General features: G+C 66.5%; 14 protein-coding genes. 5 read left to right on the forward strand and 9 right to left on the reverse strand.

Annotated elements, in window-relative coordinates; genetic code table 11:
- Together DA075_RS00230 and DA075_RS00235 are read right to left on the reverse strand one after the other, a co-directional pair.
- Positions 1 to 1416, reverse strand: a complete 1416-nt coding sequence (locus DA075_RS00230; protein ID WP_099951481.1) for a M20 family metallopeptidase — start codon at positions 1414 to 1416, stop codon at positions 1 to 3.
- Positions 1417 to 1520: 104 nt separating this feature from the next.
- Entirely contained in the window at positions 1521 to 2153 is a 633-nt protein-coding gene (locus DA075_RS00235) for a 2-hydroxychromene-2-carboxylate isomerase (RefSeq protein ID WP_099951482.1), read from the reverse strand.
- Positions 2154 to 2177: 24 nt separating this feature from the next.
- Here DA075_RS00235 and DA075_RS00240 point away from each other — a divergent pair, with 24 nt between their 5' ends.
- Entirely contained in the window at positions 2178 to 3629 is a 1452-nt protein-coding gene (locus DA075_RS00240) for an NAD(P)-binding domain-containing protein (RefSeq protein ID WP_164712175.1), read from the forward strand.
- Positions 3630 to 3779: 150 nt separating this feature from the next.
- On the opposite strand, the gene DA075_RS00245 is transcribed toward DA075_RS00240, so the two are convergent.
- Entirely contained in the window at positions 3780 to 5159 is a 1380-nt protein-coding gene (locus tag DA075_RS00245; RefSeq protein ID WP_099951484.1) for an NAD(P)/FAD-dependent oxidoreductase, read from the reverse strand.
- 336 nt (positions 5160 to 5495) lie between these two features.
- On the opposite strand from DA075_RS00245, the gene cysK reads away from it, so the two are divergent.
- Positions 5496 to 6476, forward strand: coding sequence for a cysteine synthase A (gene cysK / locus DA075_RS00250; protein ID WP_099951485.1), 981 nt, complete (start codon positions 5496 to 5498; stop codon positions 6474 to 6476).
- A 44-nt stretch (positions 6477 to 6520) separates the two neighbouring features.
- Here cysK and DA075_RS00255 read toward each other — a convergent pair whose 3' ends face one another.
- Both DA075_RS00255 and DA075_RS00260 read right to left on the reverse strand, forming a co-directional pair.
- Complete coding sequence (locus tag DA075_RS00255) at positions 6521 to 6838, reverse strand: hypothetical protein (protein WP_232386712.1); 318 nt, start codon at positions 6836 to 6838, stop codon at positions 6521 to 6523.
- A gap of 149 nt (positions 6839 to 6987) precedes the next feature.
- A complete protein-coding gene (locus DA075_RS00260) occupies positions 6988 to 7452 on the reverse strand; it encodes an Lrp/AsnC ligand binding domain-containing protein (RefSeq protein WP_099951486.1) in 465 nt (154 codons plus the stop codon).
- A 120-nt stretch (positions 7453 to 7572) separates the two neighbouring features.
- Here DA075_RS00260 and putA point away from each other — a divergent pair, with 120 nt between their 5' ends.
- Positions 7573 to 10662 carry a bifunctional proline dehydrogenase/L-glutamate gamma-semialdehyde dehydrogenase PutA gene (gene putA, locus DA075_RS00265; protein ID WP_099951487.1) on the forward strand — a complete coding sequence of 1030 codons (3090 nt, stop codon included), beginning with the start codon at positions 7573 to 7575 and terminating at the stop codon, positions 10660 to 10662.
- Positions 10663 to 10833: 171 nt separating this feature from the next.
- Here the strand turns inward: putA and DA075_RS35695 are convergent, their stop codons facing one another.
- From DA075_RS35695 to yddG, 3 genes are read right to left on the reverse strand one after another with little or no spacing between them, the layout of a single operon-like run.
- On the reverse strand, positions 10834 to 11349 hold the full coding sequence (locus tag DA075_RS35695; protein ID WP_164712176.1) for an amino acid kinase family protein: 516 nt from the start codon (positions 11347 to 11349) through the stop codon (positions 10834 to 10836).
- Complete coding sequence (locus DA075_RS00270) at positions 11339 to 13129, reverse strand: B12-binding domain-containing radical SAM protein (protein WP_210207009.1); 1791 nt, start codon at positions 13127 to 13129, stop codon at positions 11339 to 11341. Before DA075_RS00270 ends, DA075_RS35695 begins: the two co-directional genes overlap by 11 nt.
- Position 13130: 1 nt before the next feature.
- Positions 13131 to 14072, reverse strand: a complete 942-nt coding sequence (yddG, locus tag DA075_RS00275; RefSeq protein ID WP_210207010.1) for an aromatic amino acid exporter YddG — start codon at positions 14070 to 14072, stop codon at positions 13131 to 13133.
- Between the two features lie 226 nt (positions 14073 to 14298).
- On the opposite strand from yddG, the gene DA075_RS00280 reads away from it, so the two are divergent.
- Positions 14299 to 15072 carry an AraC family transcriptional regulator gene (locus tag DA075_RS00280; protein WP_099951490.1) on the forward strand — a complete coding sequence of 258 codons (774 nt, stop codon included), beginning with the start codon at positions 14299 to 14301 and terminating at the stop codon, positions 15070 to 15072.
- Between the two features lie 327 nt (positions 15073 to 15399).
- Positions 15400 to 15756 carry a hypothetical protein gene (locus DA075_RS00285; protein WP_099951491.1) on the forward strand — a complete coding sequence of 119 codons (357 nt, stop codon included), beginning with the start codon at positions 15400 to 15402 and terminating at the stop codon, positions 15754 to 15756.
- A gap of 66 nt (positions 15757 to 15822) precedes the next feature.
- Here DA075_RS00285 and DA075_RS00290 read toward each other — a convergent pair whose 3' ends face one another.
- Positions 15823 to 17580 (reverse strand): carbamoyltransferase family protein, encoded by a 1758-nt coding sequence (locus DA075_RS00290; RefSeq protein WP_099951492.1) that lies wholly within the window; start codon positions 17578 to 17580, stop codon positions 15823 to 15825.
- Between the last annotated feature and the right edge of the window lie 6 nt (positions 17581 to 17586).

Raw genomic sequence — 17586 nt, forward strand, 5'->3', positions numbered from 1 at the left:
TCACCCGGCCATATCGAGCGGCGGCGCGAGCCCGTCCGGCAGCGGGCTGACATAGGGCGTGCGAGCCAGCCGCTCGGCATGGTCGGCCTTGGCGCGGGCGAGCAGATCGGGGTCGCGCAGCACGTCCACGGCGGTGCCGGCCATCGCCTTGGCGACGTGGACCATGCCCTTATGCGCCGCCGGGGTCTTGCCCTGCGCGGTCATCTGCCAGGAATGGCCCGGCGTGCCGATGGCGTAGGTGGCGCCGCGGGCCTGCACCGTCGGCACCGCCCAGCTCACGTCGCCGACATCGGTCGAGCCCATCATCCGCTCGCCCACTGCGCCGAGGGGCACGATCGTGTCGCAGAGCGGCGCATCGGTCACCGGCACGCCGAAGCGGCGATGGGCCGAGACGATGTCCTCGCGGGTCAGCGTCGCCCGGATCTCCTCCGCGAAGGCGCGGTCCTCGGCGTCGAAGGGCGGCGGGCCGAGCCGCATCAGGTTGGCGTGCAGGGCCTGCTCCAGGGGTGGGTTCGCCAGCAGGTTCGACATCGCGCTCACCACCCGGCTCGTGACATTGGTCTCGGTCATCAGGGCGGCGCCTTGCGCGATCTTCTCCACCCGGGCCGCGAGGTCGAGGAGGCTCGGCAGGTCGGCGGCGCGCACGAGGTAGCGCACGGTGGCGCTGGCCTGGACGACGTTCGGAGCGATGCCGCCGGCATCCAGATAGGCGTAGTGCACCCGCGCGTCGCTCGGCATGTGCTCGCGCAGGTAGTTGACGCCGACATTCATCAGCTCGACCGCGTCGAGCGCCGAGCGCCCGAGATGCGGAGCCGCCGCCGCGTGCGAGGCCTTGCCCGCGAAGGTGAAGTCGAGGAGCTGGATCGCCAGCGAGACCGGCTCCCAGATCGCCACGAACGGGCCCGGATGCCAGGTGATCGCCACGTCGACGTCGGCGAAGACACGATCGCGCACCATGAAGGTCTTGGCCGCCCCACCTTCTTCCGCCGGGCAGCCGTAATAGCGCACGCGGCCGGGCAGACCTTGCGCGGCGAGCCAGTCCTTCACCGCAGTGGCGGCGAGGAGCGCGCCGGCGCCGAGCAAATTGTGGCCGCAGCCGTGGCCGGCGCCCTCGCCGGGCCGGGGCCGGTGCTGGGCCACGCCCGCCTCCTGGCTCAGGCCCGGCAACGCGTCGTACTCGCCCAGGATCGCGATGACCGGGCCGCCCTCCCCCGCCTCGCCCATCATGGCGGTCGGGATGCCGCCGACCCCTTCCGTCACCCGGAAGCCTTGAGCGCGGAGCATGGCGGTGTGCTCGGCGGCCGAGCGCACTTCCTGGAAGTTGAGCTCCGGCATCTCCCAGACCCGGTCGGAGAGGGCGACGAACGCCGCCGCATGCTCCTCGACGTGCCGCCAGATCGCCTCGCTGTTGTGCATGGTTCCTCGCGCATCCGGGGCCTTGTTCGTGTCCGGCCCCCGCCCCTTGTCGCATGATGGAGCCCAAGCGCCATGCGCCCGGCTCAGCTCAGACCTGCGTGACGTTAGCGCTTCGCAGAGGCCTGCCGCTTCGCCAGCGCTCGGTCGACGAAGTCGAGCCGGTCCTGGCCCCAGAACAACTCGCGGTCGAGCACGATCGTGGGCGAGCCGAACACGCCGAGGCGTTCCGCCTCTTCGCCGTAGCGGCGGTACTCGGCCTGGACGGGCTCGCTCTGCTCGGCTGCCACCAGGGCGGCGCCGTCATAGCCGTTCTCGTCAGCGATGGCGCGCCGGACGCCCGCATCCGAGATGTCGCGCTCCTCGGCCCAGAGCGCCCGCAGGATCGCGTGCGAGAGCGGGAAGGCGTCGAGGCCGGCCTGTTGGGCGGCGATCACGGTCCAGCCGGCGTGCTTGTTCCAGTTCGGCGCCGGATTCTGCATCGGGTAGTACCGGGGCGTTACGGTGAGCGGCAGGCCGAGGTAATCGCTCCAGCGGGCGAGCTCGACGGCATGATAATCGCGTCGCGGCTGCGGCCGGGTCCGGATCGGCACGCCGCCGGTCTTCGGCACCACCTCCTGGAAGTCGAAAGGCTTCAGCACCAGCCGGGCGCGGTGGCGGCGCACGATGTCCTGGAGCTTCGGCCCGCCGAGATAGGACCAGGGGGAGGACAGGCTGTAGAAGCAGGACAGTTCGACCATCGGGGACCTCCAGACGAGATGGGCATGGATATCCACCAGGAGAGCGCGGCCGTGAAGGGTCTGACGGCGTTGGCCGCCGAGGTGCGGCACGATCTCGCCCGCCTGAATCATCCGCCGAACCCCTGGACGCTGCCGGTCGAGGGTCCGGACAGGCGTCCCGCCCTCGACGTGCTGGTGGTCGGCGCCGGCATGTGCGGCCAGACCGCCGCCTTCGCGCTCCTGCGCGAGGGCGTGTCGAACCTCCGGGTGATCGACCAGGCTCCCCGGGGGGCGGAGGGGCCGTGGGGCACCTTCGCCCGGATGGAGACCCTGCGCTCGCCCAAGCACCTGACGGGTCCGGATCTCGGCATCCCCTCCCTCACCTTCCGGGCCTGGTGGGAGGCGCAAGCCGGGGAGGAGGGCTGGCGCGACCTGTACAAGATCCCGCGCCTCGACTGGCTGCGCTACCTCCTCTTCGTGCGCGACGTTGTGGGCGTGCCGGTCGAGAACGACACAAGCCTCGTGCGGCTGTGGCCGGCGGAGGGGCTGGTCGGCGCCGCGATCGAGGGCCCCGGCGGATCCGAGACGGTCCATGCCCGCAAGGTGGTGCTGGCCTGCGGCCGCGACGGCTCTGGCGGACGGCGGATGCCGCCCTTCGCGACGGGGGCTGAGGGACGCCTGTTCCACTCCTCCGACCCGATCGATTTTTCGCGCTTTCGCGGCGGCCGGGTCGCGGTGCTCGGCGCCTCGGCCTCGGCGATCGACAATGCCGCCACGGCCCTGGAGGCCGGCGCCGCGCAAGTGACGCTGTTCGTGCGCCGGTCGCACTTTCCGCAGGTCAACAAGTCGAAATGGGCCGCCTTCCCGGGCTTCCTGCGCGGTTACGCCGCCCTCGACGACGCCAGGCGCTGGGCCTTCACGACATACATGATGGGCGAGGGCACGCCGCCGCCCCACGAATCGGTCCTGCGCTGCACCCGCCACCCGAATTTCTCGGTGCGCTTCGACGAGGGCTGGAGCGGGATCGAGGAGCGGCCGGACGGGCTGGTGATCGAGACCGCGAAGGGGCGCCACTCCGTCGACGCCGCCGTGGTGGCGGTCGGCTTCGACATCGACCTGACCCGGCGGCCGGAACTGGAGGCATTTCGCGACGCGGTGCTGACCTGGGGCGACCGGGTCTCGCCGGCGCAGGCCGCAGCGAACCCGGAGGCCGCGCGCTTCCCCTATCTCGGCGACGGCATGCAGATGCTGGAGCGGGTGCCCGGCCAGTTGCCGGAGCTCGGCCTGCTGCACGTCTTCAATTGGGGCGTCACCCTCAGCCACGGCGCGCTCGCCGGCGACATCCCGGGCCTCGGCATCGGGGCGACGCGGCTGGCGCACGCGCTGGTGCGCGACCTCTTCGTCTCGCAGGCCGACGCGCATTTCCCCCGCCTCGTGGCGCACGAGGATGCGGAGCTGGCGCCGACGCCGTTCTTCGTCGAGCGGGAGGCGCGGTGAGCGGCTGTTCGACGGATCGCGTCGATCAGTCCGGCACACGCCGGTCTCGATGTCATCCCGGAGCCCGCCGAAGGCGAGAACCCGGGATGACGAGGAGGGTGTCGGATCCGGGGAGCGGCGACGCAGCCGCATCCGGCCCCGCCCGACGGCTCAGGGCGGCGGAATCCGCCCCGGCGGGGTGCCGCGGATCAGGGCCATGACGGCCTCGTCGCGCTCGGAGATCAGGCGGGCGCCGCGCTGGAAGCTCAGATAGGCCCAGAGCCAGCGCAAGGTGACGACGAGGCGGTTGTGGAAGCCGACCAGCAGGTAGACGTGGGCCACGCCCCAGACCAGCCAGGCGAGGAAGCCCTTGAGCTTGACGCGGTCCCACTGCACCACGCCGGAATTGTGCCCGATGATCGCGAGGTTGCCGCGGCTGCGGAAGCGGAACGGCTTCGGCACTGTCCCGTGCAGGATGCGGTCGCGCAGCGCCCGGCCGAGATAGCGGCCCTGCTGGTCGGCCACCTGGGCAAGGCCCGGCAGGGGCTTGCCGTCCTCGGCCTTGGCCATGGCGAGGTCGCCGAGCGCGTAGACGCCCGGGCGGCCGATGACCGCGAGGTCCGGCCCGACCGGGACGTGGCCCTGGCGCGTCGTCTCGACCCCGAGCCATTCCCCCGCCGGCGAGGCGCGCACGCCCGCGCCCCAGACGATCGTGGCCGCCGGGATCAGCTTGCCCGCCACGGTCACGCCCTCCTCCGACACGTCCTCGACGGCGTGCTCGGTCAGCACCGTGACGCCGAGCCGCTCCAGCGAGCGGCGCGCATAGGCCGAGAGATCCTCCGTGAAGGTGCCGAGCACCCGGGGCGCCGCCTCGATCAGCAGGATCCGGGCCTGCTTCGGGTCGATGCGGCGGAAATCCTGCGACAGGGCATGGTGGGCGAGGCCCGCGATGGCCCCAGCCATCTCGACGCCGGTCGGCCCGCCGCCGATCACCGCGAAGGTCATCAGCCGCTCGCGGGCGGCCGGATCGTCCTCGCGCTCGGCAGCCTCGAAGGCGAGGAGCACCCGGGCCCGGATGCGGCGCGCATCGTCGAGGGTCTTGAGGCCGGGGGCGTAGCGCTCCCATTCCGGATGGCCGAAATAGCTGTGCGTGGCGCCCGTGGCGAGGACCAGCGTGTCGTAGGGGATGCGGGTGCCGTCGCGCAGGCGCACCGCACGCTCCTCGGTGTCGACGCCCTCGACCTCGCCCATCAGCACGCTGACATTGCGGTCCCAGCGCAGGATCGCCCGGATCGGCTCGGCGATCTCGCCCGGCGCGATCACCGCTGTGGCGACCTGATAGAGCAGCGGCTGGAACAGGTGGTGGTTGCGCCGGTCGATCAGCGTGACCGCGATCCCCTCGGCACCGCCGAGGCCCCGGGCCGTGGTGAGGCCGCCGAAGCCGCCGCCGACGATCACAACCCGGTGCGGCCCCGCGGCCGGAGGCGGCGCTCCATGCGGCTCGTCGCGGGGAGTGGGTTCGAGCGTGGTGCGGTGCAGGGTCTCGGACATGCGGCTCTCCCGGGCGGTTCCAGGCTGCCGGACCGGAGGCCCATCCCAGGGGGACTTGCGGGATCGGGCCCTGCCGGATCGGGACTTGCCGGAGCGACAGTCTGACCCAAGGTTACGATACCGGCGCGCGCCGCGGACCCCCCTCTTTGTTCCGGCTGCGTCGTCGGGAGCGGTGGGGATCAACCCAGGCGCGCCGGCACCGTTCCGGCCGGCGCCGCGCAGCCCGCGACCGTCTATTTCACAGTCAAAAACTGTATAAATCGACATACCTCGACGGCAGGCCGGATTTCCGCTACCCGTGCGGCGGACGACGCACCCTTGAGGGAGAGACACACCATGGCCGACGCCACCGCCACCTCGGAGACCGGCCGCCGGATCGGCCACGGCCGGGTCTACGACTCGATCACCGAGACCATCGGCAACACCCCGCTGGTGCGCCTGAACCGCCTCGCCAAGGAGCGCGGGATCGACGCCGAGATCCTCCTGAAGCTCGAGTTCTTCAACCCGATCGCCTCGGTGAAGGACCGCATCGGCGTCAACATGATCGACGCCATGGAGGCCTCGGGCGTGCTGAAGCCCGGCGGCACCCTGGTGGAGCCGACTTCCGGCAATACCGGCATCGCGCTCGCCTTCGTGGCCGCGGCCCGGGGCTACCGGCTGATCCTGGTCATGCCCGAGACGATGTCGCTCGAGCGGCGCAAGATGCTGGCCTATCTCGGGGCCGAACTCGCCCTCACCCCTGGCCCCCAGGGCATGAAGGGCGCGATCGCCAAGGCCGAGGAGCTCCTGAAGGAGATCCCGGGCGCGATCATGCCCCAGCAGTTCAACAACCCGGCCAACCCCGAGATCCACCGGAAGACCACCGCGGAGGAGATCTGGAACGATACGCAAGGGCAGCTCGACGCCTTCGTGGCGGGCGTGGGCACCGGCGGCACCATCACGGGCGTCGGCCAGGTCATCAAGCCGCGCCTGCCGCATCTGCGCGTCATCGCGGTCGAGCCGGAGGATTCCCCGGTCCTGTCCGGCGGCCAGCCCGGCCCGCACAAGATCCAGGGTATCGGCGCCGGCTTCGTGCCGAACGTGCTCGATCGCGGCGTGATCGACGAGGTGGTGACGGTCTCCAACCAGACCGCCTTCGACACCGCCCGCCTGCTCGCCCGGATCGAGGGCATCCCCGGCGGCATCTCGACCGGCGGCAACGTCGCGGCGGCCCTCGAGGTCGCGGCCCGGCCGGAGTTCAAGGGCAAGCGGATCGTGACGGTCGCCTGCTCGTTTGCCGAGCGCTACATCTCGTCGGCCCTGTTCGAGGGCCTGTAAGGGCGGTCCGGGCGGGGCCGCGCGGCCCCGCCTCCACCGGGCGCTCAGGCCACCAATTCGGGCCGGCGCTCCTCCGGGTGCGCCTCTTGATGGCGTTCGTCCTGGCAGGCGCCACGGCGGAACAGGGCGGCGCAGCGCGATTCGCGATGGACGCTCAGGATCGAGGCCCGGTCGATGTCGGGGTTCTCGGCCAGGATGCGACGCACATCCTCCACCAGGCGGCCGTACCGGCCGGCGTCGTAGCCGCTCTCCAGCGGAGAGACCGCGATATAGGCCTCGACCACCAGAACCTTCTCGGCCTTCTCGCGAGAGACTTCGGCGGCGATCCAGGCGGATTTCACGAGGCGGTTCGGATTGACCATCGGCGTACCTCCATTCGTGTCGGGGCCGCTCTGCGGCGGCTTGGTGAATGAGAGACTGCGACACTCTGCGCCCTCTGCCAACTCCGCAGACGCCGCAAAGCTCCGATATGTCGCAGGGACATCATGCGTCCCGCGCATGAGCCGCAGGATCAGAGCGGCAGCACCCCGTCGCTCTTCACCTCCTCCATCACCGCGTAGGTGCGGGTGTTGTTGACCCCCGGCAGCGACAGCAGGCCGTCGCCGAGGAAGCGCCGATAGGCCGGCATGTCGGCGACCCGGGCCTTGACCAGATAGTCGAACCCGCCGCCGACCATGTGGCATTCCAGGACTTCCGGTGCGCGCCGCACAGCTGCCGCGAAGCGCGCGAAGGCGTCGGGCGTGGTCTTGTCGAGCGAGACCTCGACGAAGACGAGCAGGCTCAGGCCGAGGCGCTGCGGATCGAGCCGCGCGCCGAACCCGGTGATCACCCCGTCCTTCTGCAACCGGCGCAGCCGCTCGCCGGTGGCGGTCGGCGACAGCCCGACCCGCTCCGCCAGCTCGACATTCGGGATGCGCCCCTCGCGCTGGAGGATTTTTAGGATCTGCCGATCGACCCGGTCGAGCCCGTCCGTCATTGTCTCTGTCAAACCCCGGTCTGGCCGCCGATCCTGCGGCGAACCTGCGATACGCGCCATCGAAGCACGGCGAAAGGCGCTCTAAGCTGAGGATCGTCGCAAGCCGCCCGGATCCGCCCGATGCCCGCCCCCCTCCCCGTCTTCCACGCGCCTTTTGCTCCCGACGACGCCGCCCTCGCCCGCCTCTTCCTGGAGCGGGGCGCCCTGCCGCCGGAGCGCGAGGCCCGGGTCGATGCGCTGGCCCGCGACCTCGTCGGGGCGATCCGGCAGGAGACCGGGGGTCTCGGCGGCGTCGAGGCGATGCTGCGCGAATACTCGCTCTCGACCAAGGAGGGGCTGGCCCTGATGGTGCTGGCGGAGGCCCTGCTGCGGGTGCCCGACGCCGCCACCGCCGACCGGCTGATCGAGGACAAGCTGCGCTTCGGCGGCTTCGAGCAGCACGCGACCCGCTCCGACGCGCTGCTGGTGCGCTCCTCGGCCTGGGCGCTCGGCCTCTCGGCCCGGATCATCCAGCCCGGCGACACGCCGGAAGGAATCCTGGCCGGCCTCGCCAAGCGCCTCGGCCTGCCCGCTGTTCGCCAGGCCGCCCGCCAGGCGATGCGGGTGATGGGCGGGCATTTCGTGCTCGGCGAGACGATCGAGGCGGCGCTCAAGCGCTCGGCGAGCGGACAGGGCCGGCTCTACCGCTACTCCTTCGACATGCTCGGCGAGGGCGCCCGCACGGCGGAGGACGCCCGGGCCTACGCGGCCTCCTACGCGAGCGCCATCGAGGCGATCGGCCGGGCCGCGGGCAACCGGGCGCTGCCCGACCGACCGGGCATCTCGGTCAAGCTCTCGGCCCTGCACCCGCGCTACGAGGCGGTCGGCCGCGAGCGGGTCATGGCCGAGCTGGTGCCGGTGCTCCTCGGCCTCGCCAGGGCGGCGAAGAGCTACGACCTCAACTTCACGGTCGATGCCGAGGAGGCGGACCGGCTCGAACTCTCCCTCGACGTCATCGCGGCGGTGCTGGGTGACCCGTCGCTCGCGGGCTGGGACGGGTTCGGCCTCGCGGTCCAGGCCTACCAGAAGCGCTGCCTCCAGGTGATCGACCACGTCGCGGATCTGGCCGCCCGCCTCGACCGGCGGCTGATGGTCCGCCTCGTCAAGGGCGCGTACTGGGACACGGAGGTGAAGCGGGCCCAGGAGCGCGGCCTGCCCGATTACCCCGTCTTCACCCGCAAGAGCATGACCGATCTCAGCTACCTCGCGGCGGCCGAGCGGATGCTCGCCCACCGGCCGCGGCTCTTCCCGCAATTCGCCACCCACAACGCGCTCACCGTCGCGGCCATCGTCGAGCGGGCGGGGCCGCAGGCCGGCACCTACGAGTTCCAGCGCCTGCACGGCATGGGCGAGGCGCTCTATGCGCGCCTCCTCGCCGCCGTGCCGGGCGCGGCCTGCCGCACCTACGCGCCGGTCGGCGGCCACCGCGACCTGCTGGCCTACCTGGTGCGGCGTCTCCTCGAGAACGGCGCCAATTCCTCCTTCGTCTCCCAGGCCGCCGATCCGGCGGTGCCGGTCGAGACCCTGCTGCGCCGCCCGGCCGAGAGCGTCGGCAACCCCGACCGCGCCCGGCACCCGAAGCTCCGGCGTCCGGCCGAGATGTTCGCGCCGGAGCGGATCAACTCCGCCGGGGTCGAGTTCGGCGACCGGGCGAGCCTGGAGCGCCTGACGGACAGCGTCGCCGCCGCGCGCGGCCCCGCCGAGGCGGCGCCGGTGATCGACGGCGTGACGCAGGCCGGCACGCCGCGCGACGTGGTGAGCCCGAGCGACGCCCGCACGGTCGTCGGCACCGTTGCGGAAGCCTCGCCCGAGATTGCGGCGGCGGCGATCCAGGCCGCCCGCAAGGGGGCCGTTGCCTGGGGGCGGGTTCCGGCCGAGCAGCGCGCCGCTGCGCTCGAGCGGGCCGCCGACGCGATGGAGGCCTCGACCGGCCGGCTGATCCACCTGCTCCAGGCGGAGGCCGGCAAGACCCTCGACGACGCGGTGGCGGAGCTGCGCGAGGCAGTGGATTTCTGCCGCTACTACGCAGCGCAAGGAAGAAAGCTCTTCGGGGCGCCGCAAGAATTGCCGGGCCCGACCGGCGAGAGCAACCGCCTGTCCTTGCGCAGTCGCGGCGTGTTCGTGGCGATCTCGCCGTGGAACTTCCCGCTCGCCATCTTCGTCGGCCAGGTCGCGGCGGCGCTGATGGCCGGCAACGCGGTGGTGGCCAAGCCCGCCGAGCAGACCCCGCTGGTCGCGGCGGAGGCGGTGCGCCTCATGCACCGGGCCGGCATCGCTCCTGGCGCCCTCCACATCGTGCCGGGCGACGGCGCGGTCGGGGCCGCGCTCGTGGCGCATCGGGACGTCGCCGGCGTGGTCTTCACCGGCTCGACCGAGGTGGCGCGCCACATCAACCGGGCGCTCGCCGCCAAGGACGGCCCGATCGTGCCGCTCATCGCCGAGACCGGCGGCATCAACGCGATGCTGGTCGACGCCACGGCGCTCCCCGAGCAGGTCGCCGACGACGTGGTGACCTCCGCCTTCCGCTCCGCCGGCCAGCGCTGCTCGGCCCTGCGCCTGCTCCTGGTGCAGGAGGACGTGGCCGACAAGGTGATCGGGATGGTGGCGGGCGCCGCGCAGGAACTGCGGCTCGGCGATCCGCGCGACCCCGCGACCCATGTCGGCCCGGTGATCGACGCCGAGGCCCGCGCCCGCCTCGACCGCCACGGCGCCGCGCTGCGCCGCGCGGCGACGACGCATTACGCCGGCGAGGTGCCGGGCGAGGGCCATTTCGTGGCGCCGCAGATCTACGAGATTGCGGGCCCCGAGGCGCTGACGGAGGAGGTGTTCGGACCGATCCTGCACGTCGCCCGCTACAAGGCCGCCGATCTCGACCGGGTGCTCGATCGGATCGAGGCCAGCGGCTACGGCCTGACGCTCGGCGTCCATTCGCGCATCGACGCCACCGTGGAGCGGGTGGTCGCCCGGCTCTCCACCGGCAACGTCTACGTCAACCGCAACATGATCGGCGCGGTGGTCGGCGTGCAGCCATTCGGCGGCCACGGCCTCTCCGGCACCGGCCCGAAGGCCGGCGGGCCGCACTACCTCACCCGCTTCGCCACCGAGCAGACCGTGACGATCAACACCGCCGCGGCGGGGGGGGATGCGGCGTTGATCGCGATGGAAGGGTGACGCGCATGCTCTCGGGTAGGCCTCCTCAAGCGATGCGATGACGCGGGGGAGACGGCAACGGCGGAACCGAGTCCAGAGTGGGCAACATTGGCTGACAGAGATCACCGAACCTGATTATACGAACGGCGCTCTTGAGCAGTGGAAACAAGGCGCTCGTCCTCGCAGCGGTGCCTATCTGTCAGCCAACGCATTCATGACAGCATCGTACAGATCTCGAAACTGCCCTTCTTTAATAGGATTTTGCAGGAAACTTTCCATGACAATCGGGATTGCGTCATGATCTAAAAGTAAATTGATTGTGTTTACCAGATTGGAAATATGGATTTTATAGTAAATATGCGCCATTTCGACGATTAACTGCGCAGATATGATGCCATGTTCCGAGAAAAAACTCTCGAAAGTTCGGGCGATATTTGCCTGCCCGATTGCCGCCTCAACCGCAATGACATGCGCCGGAACACCCGTCGTGCATACCGGATCCAATTGTCGACGGTCGAATATACCGGATTCGTCAATAAAAATCAAGATTTTTGCCCCCGATTTCTTCAGGTTGACAACTTGAGCAAAGTTCATATGCGACATCGTCGCAGCCGCATATGACCTAGCCAATCGCAGATTGTAATGCGACAATTCTTGGGAACAAATATGAACATTGCTATCTGGGAAATTTGGATCATCATGCACCATCGACGGGCCAAGTCCCCCGGCTAACCATCTCGCGGACACGCGCAGGGCCATTGGCTCGCACGAGGAGCTCGAGTCTCTTCCGCTCGATGTCTTCTGCGTCCCACTTCTCGCACGACATCGTCGCCTTTTCATGTGACCACCCGTTATCATAGTGTCTCACGACATAGTCTTGCTGAAACTCCCACATCGGCGTTCCCGGAATGGGCGTAACAATGAACGGATTGGCATAAGCCATTCCGGCATTCATAAGATCAACAGCGTAGTCTATGGTATGGTCGATCTGAGAAAGACTCTCTATATAAGGCTTGCCAGACTGCTTCCCAGGCGGATTGATGAACCCGAGCATGAATCCCCCCGTCACCTGAATACCCGCATCGGTAAACAATTTGACAATCTCAAATGTAGCAGTCTGAATTGAGTTAAATGTAGATTTATGTGAATTTGACAGACTTTCTTCGTTTGCGCTTTCGACGGCCAAGTAGACGCTGTAACAACCAGATTCTGCCAACGACTTTATAAAACCCTTTGCGGTCAACCCTTGTTTCATTGCCTCAATTACGTTTTTATAGATCGGGCTTCTTTGATCGTTCTCTGACATGCCGGCGACGAAGCCAGGCCCCTTGTGCAGAACGACTAAATTAAACAAACTAATACCGCCTTCCTCAACCCAAGGAAGATCGTATTTTTTAAGCAATTTGGCGACCTCCAATGCATAGAGGGGATCATGCATGAGGTGATCATCTTCTATCAGAACCTCTGTAACGCCATGCCTGACCAAATCCGCCAAATGAAGATCAAACCAGTCCAGGCCGAGGGCTCGCCAGGGACCGTTGATTTTCGGAATATAACAGAAATTACAATTTACGTTACAGCCGATAGTGGCAAATATTTGCGCCCAGGCGCCATGCGGGCGAACACGTGCACCGGAAGAATGGTAGCGTTGAAGGTAGTAATTCATATTCAATAATGCAAAATCTGGCAGAGGCATCATGTCCAGGCGACTTTGCAGGCCCTGCTTGTTAGGTAAAATACTCATATAATTTGATTTCTTTGTCGTCCGCACCAGTTCGCAACGCGCATCTCTGTACGCGATACCCGGCACGGCTTCGACAGATCCATCTGGCGCGGTCAAACTATTGAGCAGAAATGGAAATGTCTTGTCGGCTTCGTTAATAACGATGACATCCATAGCGGAGTCATTCAGCGCGTTCTCCCAATCGCCGCTGCAGTGAGCGCCGCCACCGACAACGACCGTATCTCGATCCAAGTGCTTTATAAGATCCGCAAGGATGCGGGCATTTCCCCATTGAACGGTGTAATTACATTGAATACCTACGATATCGGGAGAAAAATTATCAATTAAATTTTTGATCTGACTGTAGTCAAGCCCGTAACGTATCAGATGACCTTTATCGACTCGGACATCGTCTGCCTCTTGGTCCCATCCGAAAAATGGACTGTCGATCACCTGCACTTCGTATCCGGCACGTTGTGCCGCCGTCGCAATACGAAGGAGCCCGATTGGCGTGCCAGCCCGCTTCATGACCTCAAAATTCGAGATCCCGATTTCGGCTAATGCGCTACCGGACGGCGATGGCTCGATGAGCCGAGTGTATGGCGGCACGAACAGCAGGATCCGCGGCTTTTCTCCCGCCTCACGTCTGGCTTGACCGCTGCGACTCACCAGTTTGGAAGGCTCTCCCATGTAACGCAGAGGCTCTCTTGAGGGGGCAGAACTAAATCGAGGGCTTTTCGATTTTCCGAGGGACAGAGTGGCCATGTCAAACTCCATCACGGTTGAATTTTCCGGAAAAAACCTTCCTGTGGTCGAAGGTTGCGATCACTGCTCCGCCGACAGTCAGAAGTGTCGCGGCAACGACGGTCCAACGCGGAGCCGTCCACCCTGCGGCGATGAGCAGGAGCGTAGAGAAGAGGGGAGCCAGATAGGATAAGGCACCAATTGTTGGCAAATGTCCCCATTTTGTAGCATAATCCCAAGCAAAAAATGCTAACCCGGTTGGACCAAATCCTAATATAATTATCGCTATCCACTCGCGCATCGTCGGATAGACGGCATTTTCGGTCGCCAGATGAAAAGGTAGCGCAGCGATGGCAACAAGACCGCAGACCCCACCAATGATCTCACTAGGGACATCGGAGAAGCGGCGATTGATGACGGAGTACGTCGACCACACCAAGGCACACAACAGGGCGGCAATGTAACCGCTATAATTCGATATTTTGTTCAAAGACGATGATTGCCCGAGGATCGCAACCGCGCATCCGCCGAAGCCGAGAAGCGCACCGATGAGATGCTTGGCATGAAATGCCTTGCGTTCCAGAAAAATCGAAAATATGACAATCAGTAATGGCCATAGATACGCAAGCAGACTCGCCTCCGCCGGCGGCGCATTCTGCAATGCAAAAAAGTATAGGGCGTGATAGATAAATATTGCCGCAAAACTGAACAGCCATACCTGAATTGGCTGTCTGAAAATTTTAACTAGCCTATTACCCCTCCATGCAATAATCATGATGCTGAATATGAAAGCCACAAAGAAACTTAAAAATAACAATTGGAACGGAGGAATATTTCCAGCCATTTTAGTCAGGAGCGCGAGCGCCGACCAGAACACCACCGCCACGAAGCCTATCGCCGTGGCAGCACCTTGCGAAGCAACATGCCCTTGCATTGTTCTCGATCCATATTGAAGTCTTTTCATGTCGGCTCAGCATCTCATGCCCCATCGATTCATATCTCTGTCCGATTGCCCTGGAGACCGCCAAAATTGCAAAACCATTGACGAAGCCTGCAAATTATAAGCCGAGGCGCCGGCGAAACATTAGCCAAATATATTGCCCAGCTCTTTTCAGGCGGAGCTAGAAATCCAAACCAGCCCGATATAAAATGTTGCCAAATCCCCATGATCGGCAAAGAGTGCCATCGATATGCATAACGAGTTTAATAGCTTAAATCTTGAGTGCAGGCAGTACAATGCCGTCGCAACAGAACATATCCATGAATATCATCAATTTGTCTTACCGTGCCACGGCTCAATGGAAATATGCATTGATGGATGCTCGAGTGTTATAGATCGAAATCTAGGAGTTTTCATTCCATCTGGCGCCAAGCACGAGTTTTTTTGCTCAGATAACGGCAATTTTGTAGTACTTGACATTTCAAATCATCAATCGATTGGATTTTGCCACGAATCCGATGTTTTCTGTCACCTGAATGATCAGAAGTTCTTTCGCATCAACGAGAAGATCGGGCATTTGGTCAGCTATGCGGCATCAAAAAGCACGAACGGCGATCGGTCGTTGATTAGCAACGCCTGGGCTACTCTGATAATTTCCGAGCTTGCCGATCGCGTGGCCTGTCAACCGTCGATGAAAGCTCGGTCGCTTCGTAAGGCGCTCGTCTATATCAGCCTAAATTTCTCCAATAAGATCACGGTGGCGCTGGTTGCCAGAGAGGCCGGCGTCAGCGAAAGATCACTTCACGCTCTTTTCACTGACCATCTCGACACGACGCCGCACGCATATATCATTGCAAAGCGGATCGAGTACGCGATGCTGCTCCTCCGGACAACGCAAAAGTCGATACAAGACATCGCCTTTCTCTCCGGACATGCGGACCAGAGCGCCTTGTCCCGGAGCATGCAGAAATGCCATGGCGTGACCCCGGCCTTGTATCGTCAGTTGACGCGGCAGGGCGGTTAGCCGGACATCCTTCTGCCTCGCCCTACCGCGCCCACCGGTGCCCCGTTACCAAGTGTCGGTCCGAGGCCATTTTCATCGCCGGACGCGGCCTCGGAACCTGCATGGCATCGACCGGTGCGCTCACCGTCACCCGAAATACACACCCTCCCTGGAACCGTAGGCATACCCGGAAATCGCCGCAAACCGCCGCCATGTCTGGGGCCCGACGGCGCGAGGCTTTCGTCGGCCCCGGGCCGTGCCGTTCGACCTCTGGCCGGGCGGCAAGCTTGGCACTTCGTTAAGCAGTCACTCGCATTCTCGCGCCAACACCTTCGGGAGATCCTCAGCGTGCGCGCTCTGACCTCATACGGCCTTCCGCGCCTCGGCGCGGGCGCGGCGCTCGTCGCCGCCCTCTTCGTCACCGCGGCACCCCAGGCCCAGGCCCGCGACAATGTCGGCGCGGCGATCATCGGCGGTGCGGCGGCCGGCGTGCTCGGCGGCGTCGCGGCCGGCGCCATCATGAACGGCATGCAGCCGCCCCCGCCGCCGGTCTACGCCGCGCCGCCGCCGCGCCGGGTCTATGTCGAGGAGCCCGAGACCGTGATCGTGCGCCCGCGCCGCGGCCCGATCTGCCATTTCGAGCGCCGCAAGGTGTGGCTCGACGACGAGTCCTTCACCTACAAGCGCGTCGAGGTCTGCGAGTAAGGCTCGCCCGCCCGACGGACGATCAGGGGCCGGCACCCGGGGACGGGGCCGGCCCTTCTCGTTCGATCACCCGACCTTCGGCATCACCCCGTCCTTCACCAGGATCCAGTCCTCGATCACCACGGCGTCGAGCCCGGTCGTGGCGAACATCAGGATCGCGTCCTCGGCGGTGTGGAGGATCGGCTTGCCCATCACGTTGAAGCTGGTGTTGAGCAGGATCGGCACGCCGGTCCGCTCCGCGAAAGCCCGGATCAGGGCGGCGTAGGCCGGGTTGCGCTCCTCCGTCACGCTCTGGAGGCGCCCGGTGCCGTCCTCGTGCACCACCGCCGGCACGTCGCTCCGTCTCTCGGGCCGCCAGACCAGGGTGCGCTCCATATAGGGGCTGTCCTGGTAATCCTCGAACCAGTCCGGCCCGGCCTCGGCCAGGATCGACGGCGCGAAAGGCCGGAACGCCTCGCGGTACTTCACCTTGCCGTTGAGGATCGCCTTGGCGTCGGCCGGCCGCGGATCGGCCAGGATCGAGCGGTTGCCGAGCGCCCGCGGCCCGAACTCCGCCCGCCCCTGCACCCAGCCGACGAGCCCGCCCGCCGCCAGGATGTCGGCCGCCGCCTGCGTCACCCCGTGATGGCCGAGATGGCGCAGGCGCGGCTCCCAGCCGACCATCCGCTCCAGCGGCTCGGTCGAGACGCGCGAGCCGAGATAGGGGGTGGCGAGCCGCCCCGGCCCGGTCCAGCCCGGGTTGTCCTCCTGGAAGGCGAGCCAGGCCGCGCCCAGCGCGTTGCCGTCGTCGGCGGGCGCCGAGGGCACGTGCAGGCGCTGGAAGCCGCACCGCTGAAGCAGGCGGCCGTTATAGGACGAGTTGAGCGCGCAGCCGCCGGTGACGACGAGGTTCTCGTGCGGCGCCAACCGCCACGCCTCGGCGACCAGCACGTCCATCAGTTCCGAAAAGATCGCCTGGCCGCAGGCCGAGAGGTCGGCCCAGCCCTCCTCGTCGGCCTCCACCGGGCGCCGGGCGCGGATCTCCTCGGCGACCGCCTGCACGGTGGCGGCGTCGGAGAAGCGCAGGCGGCCCTCCTCGATCCGGTAGAGCCGGCGCAGGAGCGCCATCAGGTCCGGGTCCTGCCGGCCGTAGGGGGCGAGCCCCATGATCTTCCATTCCTCGCCCTTGGTCTGGTCGAACCCGGCGAGGTCGGTGACGAGGCCGAAGAAGAAGCCGACCGATTCGCGCCCGCGATGCCGCTTCACCTCGGAGAGGCGCCCGGCCTCCATCCGGTAGATCGCCGAGGCGCCGGTCTCGCCCATGCCGTCGACGACGAGGCAGGTGGCGTCCCGGAACGGCGAGCCCCACAGGCCGTAGGCCGCGTGCGTCAGGTGGTGGGGGTAGCGCGTGAGGCCCGCGATGGTCGAGCGCCCGCCATGGGCCCGGTCGAGGCCGAGCAGGGTGCCGTAGCCGGCCCTCCCCTGCGCCAGGGCCAGCTCGGCGATGAAGGTGCGCTCGGCCCGCTCCGGCACCAGGGAGCGGTTCAGCGCCGGGGAATGCGCGCGCAAGGTCTCGAGCCCGAAGGCGCCGGCGCCCGCCTGGCCGGCGAGGTAGCGGCTGAAGTCCGGCCCCCAGGTCGTGGCGACCACGAGCTCGGCGCCCGGCGGCAGGTGGGCCTTGAGCAGGCCGGCCATGCGGGGCGCCGAATCCGGCTCGCAGTTCGGGGCGCGCTTGTATTGCAGGTAGCGCTCCGTCGCCTCGGCGAAGAGCACCGTGCCGTCCGGCCCGACCAGGGCGAGGGCCGGGTCGTGGAAGGTGGTGGCGAGGCCGAGATAATAGCGCATCGAATC

This window comes from Methylobacterium currus (genome assembly GCF_003058325.1).
GTDB lineage: Bacteria > Pseudomonadota > Alphaproteobacteria > Rhizobiales > Beijerinckiaceae > Methylobacterium > Methylobacterium currus.